This is a genomic window from Pseudomonas kurunegalensis, from assembly GCF_030291635.1.
GTDB classification, from domain to species: Bacteria; Pseudomonadota; Gammaproteobacteria; order Pseudomonadales; family Pseudomonadaceae; genus Aquipseudomonas; species Aquipseudomonas monteilii.
Genome location: NZ_CP127871.1, coordinates 4,763,387 through 4,778,094 on the forward strand (window position 1 = coordinate 4,763,387; position 14,708 = coordinate 4,778,094).

14 protein-coding genes and 1 pseudogene are annotated in these 14,708 nt (G+C 49.9%); 8 read left to right on the forward strand and 7 right to left on the reverse strand.

All coding sequences use genetic code 11. From position 1 onward, the window contains the following. Window positions 1–286 precede the first annotated feature (286 nt). Window positions 287–1,393: an SAVED domain-containing protein gene (locus tag QQ992_RS21745; protein ID WP_286110977.1), complete on the forward strand. Its 1,107-nt coding sequence runs from the start codon at window positions 287–289 to the stop codon at window positions 1,391–1,393. Between the two features lie 97 nt (window positions 1,394–1,490). Here the strand turns inward: QQ992_RS21745 and QQ992_RS21750 are convergent, their stop codons facing one another. The 3 genes and pseudogenes from QQ992_RS21750 to QQ992_RS21760 all read right to left on the reverse strand — a co-directional run. Further along, the gene (locus QQ992_RS21750; RefSeq protein WP_286110978.1) at window positions 1,491–1,628 is read right to left on the reverse strand and encodes a hypothetical protein; all 138 of its coding nucleotides are present in this window, start codon (window positions 1,626–1,628) and stop codon (window positions 1,491–1,493) included. A gap of 18 nt (window positions 1,629–1,646) precedes the next feature. Continuing rightward, window positions 1,647–2,150 (reverse strand): hypothetical protein, encoded by a 504-nt coding sequence (locus tag QQ992_RS21755; RefSeq protein ID WP_286110979.1) that lies wholly within the window; start codon window positions 2,148–2,150, stop codon window positions 1,647–1,649. A 24-nt stretch (window positions 2,151–2,174) separates the two neighbouring features. Further along, a pseudogene (locus QQ992_RS21760) lies at window positions 2,175–2,668 on the reverse strand (transposase); the annotation flags it as partial. Between the two features lie 267 nt (window positions 2,669–2,935). Between QQ992_RS21760 and QQ992_RS21765 the strand changes: the two are divergent. From QQ992_RS21765 to QQ992_RS21785, 5 genes are all read left to right on the forward strand, one after another. Further along, on the forward strand, window positions 2,936–3,898 hold the full coding sequence (locus QQ992_RS21765; RefSeq protein WP_286110980.1) for an IS481 family transposase: 963 nt from the start codon (window positions 2,936–2,938) through the stop codon (window positions 3,896–3,898). 476 nt (window positions 3,899–4,374) lie between these two features. Beyond that, entirely contained in the window at window positions 4,375–5,463 is a 1,089-nt protein-coding gene (locus QQ992_RS21770; protein WP_286110981.1) for a hypothetical protein, read from the forward strand. Continuing rightward, window positions 5,453–5,779 carry an STAS-like domain-containing protein gene (locus QQ992_RS21775; RefSeq protein ID WP_286110983.1) on the forward strand — a complete coding sequence of 109 codons (327 nt, stop codon included), beginning with the start codon at window positions 5,453–5,455 and terminating at the stop codon, window positions 5,777–5,779. Before QQ992_RS21770 ends, QQ992_RS21775 begins: the two co-directional genes overlap by 11 nt. 15 nt (window positions 5,780–5,794) lie before the next feature. Further along, a complete protein-coding gene (locus tag QQ992_RS21780; RefSeq protein ID WP_286110984.1) occupies window positions 5,795–6,298 on the forward strand; it encodes a hypothetical protein in 504 nt (167 codons plus the stop codon). 373 nt (window positions 6,299–6,671) lie between these two features. Then, a protein-coding gene (locus QQ992_RS21785) for an IS5 family transposase (protein WP_286110985.1) occupies window positions 6,672–7,528 on the forward strand; the annotation gives its coding sequence in 2 pieces (ribosomal slippage) (window positions 6,672–7,010 and window positions 7,013–7,528; 855 coding nt in all). A gap of 343 nt (window positions 7,529–7,871) precedes the next feature. On the opposite strand, the gene QQ992_RS28170 is transcribed toward QQ992_RS21785, so the two are convergent. Continuing rightward, window positions 7,872–9,080 (reverse strand): sensor histidine kinase, encoded by a 1,209-nt coding sequence (locus tag QQ992_RS28170; RefSeq protein ID WP_433963096.1) that lies wholly within the window; start codon window positions 9,078–9,080, stop codon window positions 7,872–7,874. Window positions 9,081–9,922: 842 nt separating this feature from the next. Next, window positions 9,923–10,612, reverse strand: a complete 690-nt coding sequence (locus tag QQ992_RS21795) for a response regulator transcription factor (protein WP_286110987.1) — start codon at window positions 10,610–10,612, stop codon at window positions 9,923–9,925. Window positions 10,613–10,909: 297 nt separating this feature from the next. On the opposite strand from QQ992_RS21795, the gene QQ992_RS21800 reads away from it, so the two are divergent. Both QQ992_RS21800 and cas2 read left to right on the forward strand, forming a co-directional pair. Next, complete coding sequence (locus tag QQ992_RS21800; RefSeq protein ID WP_286110989.1) at window positions 10,910–11,245, forward strand: YegP family protein; 336 nt, start codon at window positions 10,910–10,912, stop codon at window positions 11,243–11,245. Between the two features lie 75 nt (window positions 11,246–11,320). Then, the gene (gene cas2 / locus QQ992_RS21805; RefSeq protein WP_286110990.1) at window positions 11,321–11,593 is read left to right on the forward strand and encodes a CRISPR-associated endonuclease Cas2; all 273 of its coding nucleotides are present in this window, start codon (window positions 11,321–11,323) and stop codon (window positions 11,591–11,593) included. A gap of 232 nt (window positions 11,594–11,825) precedes the next feature. Here the strand turns inward: cas2 and QQ992_RS21810 are convergent, their stop codons facing one another. Continuing rightward, window positions 11,826–13,064 (reverse strand): hypothetical protein, encoded by a 1,239-nt coding sequence (locus QQ992_RS21810; protein ID WP_286110991.1) that lies wholly within the window; start codon window positions 13,062–13,064, stop codon window positions 11,826–11,828. Between the two features lie 1,256 nt (window positions 13,065–14,320). Then, the gene (locus tag QQ992_RS27995) at window positions 14,321–14,692 is read right to left on the reverse strand and encodes a hypothetical protein (RefSeq protein ID WP_350156420.1); all 372 of its coding nucleotides are present in this window, start codon (window positions 14,690–14,692) and stop codon (window positions 14,321–14,323) included. Window positions 14,693–14,708: the final 16 nt, after the last annotated feature.

Genomic DNA, 14,708 nt, shown 5'->3' on the forward strand with positions numbered 1-14,708 from the left:
GAGAAAAACCCTAAGTGAGTAAGTGAAAACATTCAATCATTAGCTTGCTTAGCATGTCAACCCGACGCAGTCTCCATTTACGACCGGCGGAAACATGCCGCGTCCAAGGCTTGCAAAAAAACCGTAACCATGAGGACATTTTGATATCATGCCTGCCAGCGTTAACAGCTTTTTTGACCCGCTGATATGTAAATTTTTATTGGCTCACCGTATTTATCCTCGATCAACTAATCACCTGTAGTCAGTCGTGAGGCTGCAGTGTCCCATCAGACGTAAGGATGTACTTATGCTTAAGGAAGAATTGCTGAACTGGGGAAGAAAGCTAGTCGACTGGTTTGTCCGCCCCAAAAATCTTGGCGTAACACTGATCCGCAACGGCGCTGTGGTGATAGGGCTCTCGCTAGCCGGCGGAATAGCCGGACAGATTGCGTATAAAAGCGACTCTACCCAGCTACAAGCCAGCTTAGACACATCAGGAGGGTCTGCTACCTGGATCAGCCTGATTGCCTTCGGCGTTGGCGTACTGATGATTTTGGCTGGGGTTTTCCTCAACCTGCAGGACCGTAAGCAGTTAGCCCGACAACGCGTCATCATCCTTGAGCAGAAAGGTCTATTCAAGATTGATAGCCCTTTGGACTCCGCAGTAAGAGACACCATCGGAGGCAACGTCGACACCATCCTTGTCGACATTCGCGAAGGAATTACCGAGGGCCGCATCACCAACCCAGAGGCCGCCCTGAAAAAGGTGATAGACGGCAGAGGCGATCTGGTCCGACGCCTTGATGGGCAGAACAAAAACGATATTGAGATCGTCTACGGCGGACTCATGGCCGTGCCATTCACGTTTTTGACTGGCTGCCTGATTGATGACGGGGGAGGCAAAATTAAGGTTTTCGATTGGGACCGCCTGGGAGCCGGACAATGGCGCTTGATTCAAAACGGTGTTGACGACAATCAGAGACTTCAAACTGTGTCTAAAATCACCGGCCAGGTAGAGGAAGTTGTCCTAGCGCTTTCGATTTCTTACCCAGTGGACGAGCCCGGTATCGCAACCACCTTTCCAGGATTGCCCATTTTACATATGAAAATGAACAATCTCTCGTCCAACGCCCACTGGTCCCTTGAAAAGCAAAGCGCCTTGGCAGAACAGTTCCTGCAAATCCTCAAGGAACTGTCAGCTAAAGGGGCTAAGACAATTCATCTCATCATCGCCGCCCCAAACAGTGTGGTATTCAATCTGGGGCGTATCTATGATCGACGACTGCTACCTTCGGCAATTGTTTATCAGTACGAACGGTCATCCATCCCGGCTTATCCCTGGGGTGTTGCCCTTCCCTCCCACGCCCAGGACGAGCCCTCAATATTTCGACACGAGGCGATACAAGCTTCTTAAACTACACGGGTGAAAGAGCCAGGAGTAGGTAGGCCGACTCAAGGCGTTAATGGCCGCCATATTGACGCCATTAACGCGGGCACTAATGGCGCTACGATTACTTTCTCTCAGGAGGCTTATAGTTTTCTAAACCCTCTACAATTGGAAGAGGTCTGGAATTCTTATTCGGTTGCTCACGGTCAGCAGCCTTTTCTGTTTGAGTCTGTTTTTGAGATGAATTTTTTGAATCGCTCATACACTTTTCCTAGAAACTTTAGGGAATAAGACAGAAATATGTCACCAGCAATGCAACTAGTAAACCTGTCGAAAATTGTATTTCCTTGTATGCTACTCCGAGGTTCTTGATCTTATTCTCCAAAAGCTCCTGGGCTCTGCCTACCGCTTCTTGGCAAGTCATGGCTACGCGGAAGTACATTGTAATGAGCTCTTCCTCTTCGGCTAACTGATTCGCGGCCTCCCCGATTTGCACCCTTGGGACATTAGATAATTTTATAGTAGCAAATATTCTATACCACGCTGAGATCAACGCAACCAGAGTTAGAGAAGCCAACACTATAAATAAGTAGGTACGCCAGCTTGGATGATTTATCATGAGCATCTTTGGTGAGGCCGCATTTATAAGGGCAGTGTACGCAACGATACCCACGCTCAAAATGCTGAGGAAGCGACTTGCTTTTTCATCGAGCCTCTTGTAGCGGTCAAGCTCATCATCCAAAGCCTTCTTGGATAGCTCGTACAGGAACTTGTATCTTTCCACTCATCCTCCTTAGCAGGGCTCTCCTTACCATAAGCTTCCGATACATGAAAGCGATATTCCCTCAAAGTAACACATTAGACTAGGCTCTGTACGAAAGAAATGTCGCAAACACTGCATGGAACAAGCCAGCGAGGCCATTGCGGCATAGCTTTTTGCAAACTGTCGCTGCGTGTCACGATGCGGCGGCTCTCTTTCAGCCAGCCAAACATACGCTCGATGATGTTGCGTTGTCGGAACTTGAGTCGATCAAACAGTCTGTGTAAACCAAGCTTGGGTTTGCGTTTCATCGTGCACATTGGGATGACGGCCTGCATTCGATATTGGTCGCAGTAGTGGCGTAATGCTTCGACGTCGTAGCCCTTGTCGGCAAGTAGCCATTTACAGCGCTTGCGCGGGCGACCACATTGGCTCGACGGAGTGCTGACCTCGCCCAACAAAGGATGGGCGTAGCTGATGTCACTGGCTTGGCCGCCAGAGTAGAGGAAGCGCAACGGAGTCTCGTTGGCGTCGCAGAGTACGCCATCGAGCATCAGACGATCGCTCAGGCGCGGCCGCCCTCAACCATGAGCTTCACTGAAGAGATCGGCGACGACACCCCAGGCCTCATCCGAGAGTTCGTAACGCTTTGCCATCACTGAATTCCTGACCGTAGATGGTCGCGAACCCTACAGAATTTCAGCTTCCGAAGGGCGCCGATTCGGTTTCTCGGGATTTCGTACAGAGCCTAGGTGTTCAGTCCCAGAGAGTCATGGTGCATCCTTAACGCCTCATGAGGAGGATGCATTTTGGAAGGACGTATCCATGGCTCAGCCCGCACGACGCCGCGAATCCGAGCCGAGCTCCAAGCGTCGAAAGAGTCGAATCGAAAGCTCGCCGCACGCTACCGGCTGAACGTAAAGACGGTCATCAAATGGCGATCACGAACTACCACGCAGGATGCTCGGATGGGGCCTGCCAAGCCATGCAGCGCCAAGCTGACAGCCGCTGAAGAGGCAATGGTGGTCGAGTTCCGACAGCGCACGATGATGCCCCTGGACGACATGCTGGGCCATCTCCTTGATTACTTTCCGCAGTTGAGCCGCAGCGCGTTACACCGTTGTCTGGTGCGCCACGGGATCAGCCAAGCCCCCAAAAGCGGCACTGCAACCAGGCGTGGAAAATTCGACAAAACAGAGATGGGCTATCTGCACATCGATAGCTCGGAGCTGCGTCTTGAGAGCGGCAAGCAGCACCTGTTCGTGGCGATTGATCGCGTAACGAAGTTCACATACGTTGCGTTTTTCGACGTTGCGACCAAGCGCAACGGTGCTGAGTTTCTACGCCAGGTGGTGCAGGCGTTTCCGTACAAGATCCACACCGTCCTGACTGATAACGGTGTGGCGTTCACTGAGCAGCCGCGGTATCGCAACGGCGCGACAAATATGTTCGGTGGACACATTTTTGATCGCGTCTGCCACGAAAACGGCATCAAGCACCGTCTGACCAAGGCCTACCATCCCTGGACCAACGGCCAGGTTGAGCGCATGAACCGGACGATCAAAGAGGCCACGATCAAGGCCTTCCACTATCCCGACTTCGCTGCGCTACAGGCGCATGTGCTGGCTTTTGTCATGGCCTACAACTTCGCCAGACACCTCAAGGCCTTGAGATGGCGTACACCCTTCAAGGTGATCTGTGAGGCCTGGACGAAAAACCCAGAGCACTTCACTATCAATCCGCACCATCTCATTCCGGGACCGTACGCCTAGGCAGGGAGGCTGCCAGAGGATTTCGGGCTTTACGACCACAATGCATGCGGCTGTGTGAGGCGGGCTTGGGTCGCTGGGGGCAGGTGTTCCAGGTCGATATCTTCTTACACATGGCAGTAGCCTTCGATTGCTGAAAGACAGCTTGTCTTCATATCCCTGTTCAAGCTCCGGGCCAAATTGTTTGTGAGCGTCGAGTGCTCCATCGTGGCTCGAGCTCGGTTAGCAGGTTGGTACCCCACGAGCTGCGTTCAAGACGAAGCGCGCGGGATCAGTCTTGAAGGCGCCGACGTGGTGGAGGGCGCGAAGCTACTGCTGTTGGTGAACTCTTCAGTTTTGAGCAGCACGAGCTTCGCAAGTTTGGCTAAGGTGGAATCCTGGCCGAACCTGGTTCATGCGACAATCCTAGGGGAGTCGGGTAAGATAGCTAAACGGGGAAGTTTATTGGTTGCGAAGAGCAAGCCAAAGCATGGAGAAATATGAAAAAGCGCAAAGAGTCCGACTGGACAAGACAACGGAATGCCAGCTATCGCAGTCATAGAAGCATCTATCGACCTGAATACTCTCGAAATCCATTTTTCGTTAATTCGGTGCTGGGGTTGTACCCGATTACTGTACCCTATGAGTTAACGTCATTCACAGAGCAGGGTAGGCAAGATTTATACGTCCTGCTTCGAAGAATAAAAGGAACCCCAGAAAAATGTAAGATCCTTCTAGATTTTAGAGGCCTGAGCAAATTCAAAATATCTGCAGCATTGATATTGTTTGCGCACCTGGAGATATTGATTGAGTCTCGTCCGAAAGTAAGGGTGCTATGGCACCCTCCTGAGGATGCCATAGCTAATGAAAAACTCGCAGACCTAGGGTTTTGGGAGGTAATGGGTGGAGCTTATAAAGCCAAAGAGGGCAGTATAAAAATCTGCTCAGTTTCCCATCAGCAGAAAGAAAATGATGATAAAAGACCCTTGAAAGAAGCTATCCGCTATGCAGAAAAAGCTATTGCTTCTTATGGTCTGCAAGATTCCGAGGGCGAAACAGATCAAGCTCTATTTGCCGCTGTCTCTGAATCATTCTCAAATGTGTGGCAGCATGCTTATGCTGAAGATATAAATAAAAAACATAGCACTCTTTGTGTAACCTCAAGGGCACAAAAGTGGTGGATCGCGCTTCAGCATTTCGAGGGGCAACTATTTATAGCTGTTTACGACGTCGGCGTGGGAATTCCTGCGAGCACAAGAAAAAAAGAATGGTACAAGTCGCTGAGCGGGGAAATTCTTAGTGCCTTGGGAGGGTTAAGTCCAGATAGCAGAGATATAAAGACTGCTCTCGAGTATGGTACGTCGCGCTATAAAGTGCAAGGTAGAGGTAATGGTTTGCCGGCGGTGAAAAGGTTTGTTGAAATCAACCCAGATGGCCAATTGCACATAATGTCTGGGAGAAGCCTTTATAGATATCGATCAAGAGGCAACTTTACGAAGTGGACTAATTTGATTGATTGCTTCCCAGGTACAATAATTCAGTGGAACATTGCTTTAGGTGAGGCTAATGGTGAAGACAATGAAGCCTGAAATAACACTAGACGTATCAAAGTATACGGATACTCCGATAGGACGAGATGCTTTGGATGGGCCAAAGAACGGCTCTGATTATCGAGATAATTACGTGATTCCAGCACTTGATGACTATCAGCGGGTGAAATTAGATTTCACGAAGACGATGGGTACTACACCTTCATTTCTTGAAGAAATATTCGGTGGAATTATTCGAAAAAGGGTGCTGGGGCCGCAGGAGCTGAAAGCAAGAGTGGAGGTCATTTATAAATATGAAAGTGTCAAGAGAAATATTTTAAATTATATTAATGAAGCCGCCGAAAAAATCAAGTAACTTGCGAGCTGAGATATGGATAAGGTCGCTTTGCTAGTCGCCGTAATTGCAATTATTGCAACTTTTTTGGCTGCTAAATCTTCAAGTGTAAGAAATGAATCGCATCAACAAGTTAATAATATTCACGCGCTGCTGAAAGAGATTTCAGATATCACGCATCGGTACTTCGAAGGCTATGTCGTTACCGCTCAAGATACCCTGGATATAGATAAAAGGAGGGCTAATACTTATGAGGCGGTCTGTAATATGAAGCTTGACTTGCTAGAGTCGTCCTTGACTCTGCTAGTTAGACGTTGCACCAGCTATTTTTTCTACGACGCCAACTCAGCTGAATTTCTTGAGAGCTATATTGATAAAATTGGTGCGATGCGAGATAAGATATCGGAAAAGGCTTATCTGGAGACGTTTCCGCACAGCAGCATATTTTCCATTGACTCAAGTCTTACGCGGCTTTATGCGGACTTAAATCAGTATATTGGCGATAGGTTTCGCCCAGTTTTCGAGAAGGCGACTGACTAATTGTCACGTATGGTACAACAGATAGCTATAGTTGACTTTTACACTCTATAGCCACATATTGGGGCGAGCTTATGGTTGCCAGTTTTCGTCTACAAACTACAGCCAGGGCGTTGAGAGCGAGCACTAGCGTGTCTCGGTAATTGATCCTTTGCCGTCCAAGGTTGAGATTAGGGCGTCTAGGCCTGCTGCATTTGGTAGCTAGAAGCCGGAGTCTGATTCCACCCGGCAGATTAGTATTATGAAAGTATTTGATTGGCCGCGCCGTACTAACGTCTACCTAGGCTCTGTAAGAAATCCTGAGAAACCCAATCGGCGCCTTTCGGAAGCTGAAATTCTGTAGGGTTTCCGGCCATCTACGGAAAGGAATTCTGTGATGGCAAAGCGTTACGAACTCTCGGACGAGGCCTGGGATGTAGTCTCCGATCTCTTCATCGAAACTCATAGCCGAGGGCGGCCACGCCTGAGCGACCGCCTGATGCTCGATGGCGTGCTCTGGGTGCTCTGCTCGGGCGCTGCGTGGCGAGACATGCCGGAGCGCTTCGGCCCATGGTCAACGGTGTATCAACGGTTTCGCGGCTGGCGAAACCAGGGGACGTTCGATCAGATGCTCAAACGCTTGCACCTGAGATTGAATGAGCAAGGCTTGATTGATCTGCAAACCTGGATGATCGACTCAACCGCAGTACGTGCAACCCGAGCCTCATCTGGCGCTCGGAAAAAAGGGGGCCTGACGAACCTGCCGATCACGCTCTAGGCCGCAGTCGCGGTGGCCTGACAACCAAGATCCACATGCTCTGCGACGCTAACGGGATACCGTTGCGCTTCCTTCTCTCTGGCGGTCAAGCCAGTGACATCAGCTACGCCCAGCCTCTGCTGGAAGGCGTCAGCATTCCTTCAAGCCAACGTGGTCGTCCGCGTAAACGCTGTAAATGGCTGCTTGCCGACAAGAGCTACGACGCCGACGCGCTACGCCGCTACTGCGATCAATATCGGATGCAGCCTGTCATCCCGCTACGCTCAATGAAGCGCAAGCCCAAACCTGGCTTACCCAGACTGTTTGATCGGCCCAAGTACCGGCAGCGCAACATCATCGAGCGCATGTTTGGCTGGCTGAAAGAGAATCGCAGGATCGTGACACGCTTCGACAAGCTTGCAAAAAGCTATGCCGCAATGGTCTCACTGGCTTGTTCCATGCGGTGTTTGCGACAACTCTTTTCGTACAGAGCCTAGGTCTTCGGTCTTGAGCGGGAAGCGGCCTCCCCACTGATGAAGTGAACTGCTAGCATGCGCCAGTATGTATGTAGATGCAGGATTCTCGAATGGAAATCGCACCTGCTAAGCCATCTAAACCCTGACCGAGAGGCCTTGATGCTAGGCCTGATAGATCCCGTCGAAAAACCGCAAAGTGAGGCTGTCCATAGCGGGTCGCACCACTAGAATATTCTCTCAGAGTTCCTCCCGTATCGGCAGAGTCATTCAACCCACTCAATGATGCCGAGGATTGCGAAATCCAGGCATCCAAAATGGGGCCACCTGAGGCATCAACTTGGGAGTTTAACAACTCCCAAGAACCTCAATGAGCCCTGGCAAGCTTTATTTCAAACCGCACGCCGCCCTTGATATTTTTGGCTGCTATGCTGCCACCCATTTTGTTTATGTACTGCTTGGCTATAAATAACCCAAGCCCCTGGTGATCACCCGAGACATCTCGACTGCTGACACCATATTCGAAAACTTCATCTATAGGGTAAAACGGAATATGAGGACCGCAATTATAAATATGAATCAACACCCAATTCAGATCAGAAAAAACCTGTAAAGTCACCACTGTACCATCGCCCCTGAATTCCTTGGCGTTGTTCAATATAGCCATTAGAGACGCTTCAAGCATATCTCCATCCGCACTCACATAGACTTCACCAGGCGGCCGATTAAAAACAATGATTCCTTCGCTGGATTCAGCCGCATTTTCTAAATACTCAGTGATATCCTCTCTTGTGATGTTTCCAGACGAAGCGCTGATGGCTTCTTTCGGTCCTAATACTTTTTCCGAGCTTTGACCAGAATACGTACTTGAGAGCGTTTTCAGCGCATAGGAAATTCGCTGCAAACTCTTCGCGCTCGGATCTCCTACTTGGTTGTGGCGCAACAATAGCTCCTGCAATGGAGATTTAATCTCGTGACCTAAAGCACGCAATAATTCACTTTCATTTCTTGCCCGTTCCAGTGCCTCTCGACCATAGGTAGTGATAGATTTATGAAGATCTTCAATACTTGCCCAGAGGACGCCAATCTCATCACGTCGGTTCGGGATGGAATACGGCAGCCTGAATCCAGCAGCATCCGAGTAACGCCCGCGCATATAAATCGTATTTCGCCTAACTCGGCTAAGTGGCGCGACGACAAAGTAATAGAATGCATAGCCACTAACGATCAGCAGGAAACTTAGAAAGAGCGCGAAGGCAATGATTGCTTTTGCAGCAGCACTCCATCCCCCTAGGACGAGCGCGGGATTACCATTTATTTCGACTTCACCACCATTCAGTAGTTGAATAGTTTTTTTGGTAGTGATAGACGGTGTAACCACACCCACAATGACACTTGCAAGCGAGCTGAGCAATGATCGCCCCTCACCACGCATACTAGGGCTGTCAGTCGCTTGGACGTCAACGGACTGTGTGCGATCTTGAGAGGTAAATTTGAGACTTTCACCAGGCGCAAGGTACTGGCTCATTGAATCGAAGGAAAACTGTGGTTTCTGGGCCAGCCTGCCCCCATCCATGAGAACAGGAGCTAATTTATCGTTAGTAGGCCCGACCAGTTTGAGCAAAACACGTGCGTCTGAAATACTTGCTGGTGGCCATCCTCCACCGCGTTGCTCATCCATGTATGCATACATCGGCACTTGTAGTATAAACTCATACGCAATCATCCCTTCCCTCGTCGAGCCGTGCGCCAATACACGCCCTTTAATATAGGGCTCGCGAGAAAACCGCTCGGGGTTGTCAGGAATGATTTTAAATCCTGCAATACTCCATGCCGGAGAAAACACAGCTGATTCGTAATTTTCCGAGCGGAGAACCGGATCAAAAGTAGCGATAAACCTGCTAACTTTATTTTTTGCGGTAATAGCGATGGTAAAATGATGCGACTCAAAAAGCGACTTTGAATATGTAGGCGACATTAAAGCCGCATTAATTCTAAATTGACCTCGAAGGTACACGACTGAGCCGTAATTCTTATTTTCCAGCACGCCAGCGCAAAGGTGACTGTCAGGATCCGCCATGGTTGCAAAGCTACAACCTCGAAGCGGCCTGAGCTCCTCCGCATGCCCGGGAATAATACTTAGAAATTCAAGCGGTAGTTTTGCTACAGGAACACCATTTTCATCAGAGCGTTGTTGATGCATGTTATTTAAAGCTATCTCCCCATCCAGGCTATCCAACTCAGCCGCGACTCGCTGCAAAGTACGCTGCAGCGCCGCCTGGTACTGCTTTGCTACCGGGATATAGCTAAATCTCAAAACTGCAAATGTACCGACGATTACAACGACTACCATGAAGCTCATGATTCCGACAATGAGAACTCGAGCAGTTGCTTTTCTCAGATTACTTCTCAGGCTTATTAACGATTCGACAAGTCTTGCCACTGGACACCCTTCATTCTTATCACGACCACGTGATCAGGAGACTCGCCGACTTCTTCTAAAGAGTCACGTATTAACTTGACATGCTGACGAATGGCTTCTGGATTCTTTCCAGTTTTCACAAGCTCATGAAACTCGGAATACGGCACATAAGAGCCTCTACGCCCATATATCCTCCAAAGGATACTCTTAGCGGTCTGAGGTATATTTAAAGGCTTTCCCTTAAATCTCATTTTACCTGTAGCTTGCTCATACGTAATAATTGCCTCTTTATCTTCGGCATCTGGTGCACTGTTACTTCTCAAGACCTGCCAGACCATTTCTATAAACTCTTGCCCATCTGGCGGAATTGGCTTTTCCATGTAGTCCCAAACATCGAGCTGACGCATTACCCCTCTATAAAGCGAAGGATCAAGCCCGGAAACCACCATGACCGGTGTTTTATGATTCTCAATATTGGTCCGCAATATGCCAACCCCGGCATTCTTTTCTGGCGGAAGCTCAATATCCAGAACTATCAAACTGTAACCACCTTCAATAATGGCTTTTTCTGCTGACTCTCTATCATGAAACTGATCTACGACAATATCCTTACTGATGCTTCTGCAGAAGCCAGCCAGGGCGTTGTTGGTTTCAGTTGAGTCTTCTACGATTGCTATCTTTTTCATGCCTTTTACCTCATGCGCACATTGGGGAAGAATATCAGTTGTACAACCCCTTCGGCTGCCGGCCAACGTGAGCGTTTGCTCACGTTCACCCAAGAAATCAAGCGTTCAATCACAAATCCTCTGAATCCACTGCTCCCCCTTACGTCTGCATCTGGATCCAATCGTTACGACCTTCAACCCTCACGACTCCTTGCGTAGCCTAGATTTCAAGCCGGCAACCCGGTCAAGAATCTTGTGCCCTGCACAAGGTCATTCACATCCAGGCCTCAATTTGAGAGGCAAATCAGAGGTTTCACCATGGCTGAACGTTACGAGATTTTCCGCTCCACTCAGAACCAGCAGTACTACTTCCATCTCAAAGCACCCAACAATGAAATCATCCTAGCCAGCGAGGGCTATATTCAAAAGTCCAGCTGCGAGAACGGAATTTCGTCATGTAAGGTTCACTCGCCCTTTGATGTCTACTACGACAAGCGGGTAGCGCAGAATTCTCGCCCTTACTTCGTGCTGCGTGCTGCGAACAACCAAGTGATTGGTACAAGTCAAACTTACAGTTCAACCCAGGCTCGCGACAACGGCATCGCGGCAGTGAAGGCATACGGTAAAAATGCACCCACTGTTGACCTCACCTAATCCTGAATATCGGGCTGTGCATGCCCTGCACAGCCCACCATATCAAGCTTTAACAAAAACTCATCGGAGAAACTAATGACCACCTATACCGTCACATACGACCTTATCAAAAGCAAAGATTACCAGACATTACTCGATGAGCTGAAACGCCTGGGCGGCCATCGCACACAAGAGTCGTTCTGGCTGATCGCTGTTAACAATACAGCCAAAGAGCTTCATGACCACTTGAAAAACTTTATTGACGGTGATGATCGGATCTGGGTCTCTGAGCTTACAAGAAACCACTACTACTCAAATGCCTTAGGTGGCACTAATGCGTGGCTCGAAAAAAACCGCCCTTCCCGGTAAGTGCTTCCACCTAATATCTCTCATCCTTCCTAGCAGCGACACCGACAACGACTCGCTCTGTAAGCCAAGGCCGTTGTATAAAGCTGAGCAAAAAGGGCGCTAGCAAGCGCCCTTTGATTATTTTAGGCCCCGAATGGCAAGGCACAGTTATTGTGATCAGCGCGCATCAACGCCAAGCTATGTACCGTTTCAAGCCGGCCATTAAAGTTGCGCCATACCTATCATCCGCCGCTCACGCCCAACGGCGTCGTTCCTTCGCTACCAGTTCCTGCATAATCTCAATCCGCAAAGCCGACGCATACGCTTTACGCTCAGCGCTCTGCTCAACTGATAGAAGGCGTTTAGCGTCCTCCGATGCACTGAAATGACATATTTGCAAGAAGCTCGCCTCGTCGACACGGCCTGAACGCATCGTCCGTGACCGGTCGTCAAATAACATGAAGCGAATCGGATTCTGCCGCAGCAGGTCGCGCCACCTTGCATCCAACGAAACAAAAAATGGGACGTAAAAGTCACCATGCGCTCTCTGCGTGGCTAACCGCTCAAGAAGACGTAAATGGGCAATATCCCAGGCCATTCCGCTAACCTTCTCAAGCATCGTGCTAGGGCATCCCAATATCGGGCCAAGAAATGCCGCGGTCTGCTTTGGGGAAATAGCGCTCCAAATCAAACTGAGATCCGTCAGCGGAGTGAAGCCCAGTTCAACGATACAAAAATCAAGAAGCTGCCCAAAAATCTTCTTAATGTCACGATTGGGCACTTTCCAAAGAGCCGCCAATCGTAGTAACAACGCCTCGGTGGCCAGTGCGGTTGCCTCGTGACGTATAAAATCCTCGGAGTGTTGGAGTTTGCCAATCAATTCTTCTGCAGCGGGACGCAGCTTAGCTTTCAAGGCTTCCAGTGTCATGCCGTCAACTCGAAGTACGCGCGAACTCCGAAACTCTTGCCAATCTACATAGTCCAACACACGAAATGCCACCAAAGTATCGACTGGCCGAGTATTACTAGAATTAGCGCGAGAAAGCCGGACATTTTCATAGAGGAAAGGCAACAGATCAAACTGAACACGCTCATTATGCGCCTTGAGCATCAGGACACTTTCGACATCCAGTAATTCACTATTTTCTCCAGCAGTTGTACGATTGACCAGAAGCTTGAGCTTCTCTGCGAAGTTAGAATCAAAGCTGAGTGAATAATCTAGAGTAACGCAGGAACGGCCGTTTTGCAGCACTCCTTGCGCAGCAGTCATGCCCGAGATAAAAAACGCCTTAGGACCAAGAAAAATCGGGATGATGCATTTATTACTTCCGCCCCCCAGGTTAAGATCTGTTTCTATCCCTCCTGAGTGGTCCGTACAGACCATGCTTCTCAGAAAAGCGCACTCTTCCGAGCGCTCCTCCAACCGTTTCCACACCTCGGGTTCGTCAAAGACCACTGCCCGATACAACTCATCAATCACCGCTCGCTGCACGCCCCCTCCCTAACAACTCAACCTTTGATAATATGCTGCAGACACAAAATAGCTGCGCAGTATGTAAGTTAAGCCGTGAAATGTGAAAAAGCTAGAATAAGTAGGTGACCACATTTCCATAACCCACTTTGTTCATGATAGGCACGCGGCGTTGAAGCCATTCCGTCCCTCTCGGCTCCAATAGGACCCGACAGAACATATGAGTAAGTCACCTGGAACTGTGCCCCACCATCGCTCCGCCCCTACACCATGGATGTGACGGTGTGCCCCCCCATGGCTTGGCCACTCGATTAGACATGCGTTTGCAGTCATCCTGCAAACGTATTAGCGTGAAAGAGTACCCTCCTAGACAAGGCTGAAAGCACCATCGCCGGCTACGACTTTGACATCTTCAAGAAGCTTTGCCTGTCCAGAGTCTTCTTCTCCTTGCACCTCTAAGCAGCCTAGGGCGTTCGCCTACTGCGGCATAAGTCCAGTGCGCAACTTCACAAGGTAGCCCTAGCTTGTCCCTTTCTCTTGGGCCCGATGCCTCGCATGTTTGATTGCTCAAGGGGCTGGTAATCAGCCTTCCCAGCCGTGTCACCCTAGTCATGCCCTTCGACATCGCAGATTCTCCGAACCACTCTTTACTTGGGAACTGATTCAGCGTGCCTGCTGCGACACAACATCCACCGGAAGACTTGGAAGCCACACGTCAAGCCGATGCGACGGTCTCCAGGCTGTGGCAAGCGGCGATTTTCAGGCGAAGTCAGAACTAAATAACGGTTACACATGGCCATCGCCAGAGCCGGGCAAGATCCGAACAGCACCATGAACGACTGCGAGGCGAAGATCCGTGCCTCCTCCACCTGCGTTTCGATTACGTTGTGAGTTCCGTGTCCACCGGCTCGGTCGTGTTCAAGACGGGATGATTGAAGCGATAACCTCACCGCCCCCCGCTGCAGTCGAGGGCGCAGCTCATGAGCATATGGTGGTTTTTCAATGCCGACTCTTCGGCTACGTGCAACAGAATCTCTGTGCGCGCGTGTCTGAGCGACTGAACTGTAAGCTCGCCTAGTGCTAAAACGTAACGAAATGATCGGCTTTTAGGTAGGAGCACTTACAGGCGGCTGCCCTGTACCTGTTGCTACCGCTGCCTTTTCGCCCAGTATGCCACCTCACCAAGCAGTCGCAGACTCCCAGGATTTCTGCGAACAGCCCCAACGGCCCGCAAGAGCCCCCCCAGTGAGGCATACCACCTCGCGAGCAATTGCCGATCAGTAAGTAGTTACGCTGTCGACACCGCACGCTCTCATTTGGTAATCGGTTATAGCGTGGAACAAAAACTCTGCAATTTGACGCAACCCTGCAACTTCGACCGCCGGTACACCTGAATTTTGAGCGTCGTGATACCGGCGCATCGCATCAACTGCCTCGGTGTAGGCAGGATGATCGGCCAGTAAGATCTTGGATGATTTGAACATCGGTGCCCCATGCTCAATGAGTCGAGTCAAACTCTGCGCCTTCACCTTGGAAGTATCCTTCGGCGAATTAAGGCTAACGCCACGCCCCTTAGCGGCCATACGCTCGACCTTGTGTTCATTGGCACCACTGATCGCCTCTGCTATTCTGGGCCAGAAACGCCGCATTGCAAGCCCTTCAATT

What these genes read in the sequence shown, in the direction of transcription:
- QQ992_RS21770 (WP_286110981.1), top strand. Translation starts at nt 4,375, where the DNA reads ATGAAAAAGCGCAAAGAGTCCGACTGGACAAGACAACGGAATGCCAGC.
- QQ992_RS21745 (WP_286110977.1), top strand. Translation starts at nt 287, where the DNA reads ATGCTTAAGGAAGAATTGCTGAACTGGGGAAGAAAGCTAGTCGACTGG.
- QQ992_RS21775 (WP_286110983.1), top strand. Translation starts at nt 5,453, where the DNA reads ATGAAGCCTGAAATAACACTAGACGTATCAAAGTATACGGATACTCCG.
- QQ992_RS27995 (WP_350156420.1), bottom strand. Translation starts at nt 14,692, where the DNA reads ATGCGGCGTTTCTGGCCCAGAATAGCAGAGGCGATCAGTGGTGCCAAT.
- QQ992_RS21800 (WP_286110989.1), top strand. Translation starts at nt 10,910, where the DNA reads ATGGCTGAACGTTACGAGATTTTCCGCTCCACTCAGAACCAGCAGTAC.
- QQ992_RS21750 (WP_286110978.1), bottom strand. Translation starts at nt 1,628, where the DNA reads ATGAGCGATTCAAAAAATTCATCTCAAAAACAGACTCAAACAGAAAAG.
- QQ992_RS21795 (WP_286110987.1), bottom strand. Translation starts at nt 10,612, where the DNA reads ATGAAAAAGATAGCAATCGTAGAAGACTCAACTGAAACCAACAACGCC.
- QQ992_RS28170 (WP_433963096.1), bottom strand. Translation starts at nt 9,080, where the DNA reads ATGGATGGGGGCAGGCTGGCCCAGAAACCACAGTTTTCCTTCGATTCA.
- cas2 (WP_286110990.1), top strand. Translation starts at nt 11,321, where the DNA reads ATGACCACCTATACCGTCACATACGACCTTATCAAAAGCAAAGATTAC.
- QQ992_RS21780 (WP_286110984.1), top strand. Translation starts at nt 5,795, where the DNA reads ATGGATAAGGTCGCTTTGCTAGTCGCCGTAATTGCAATTATTGCAACT.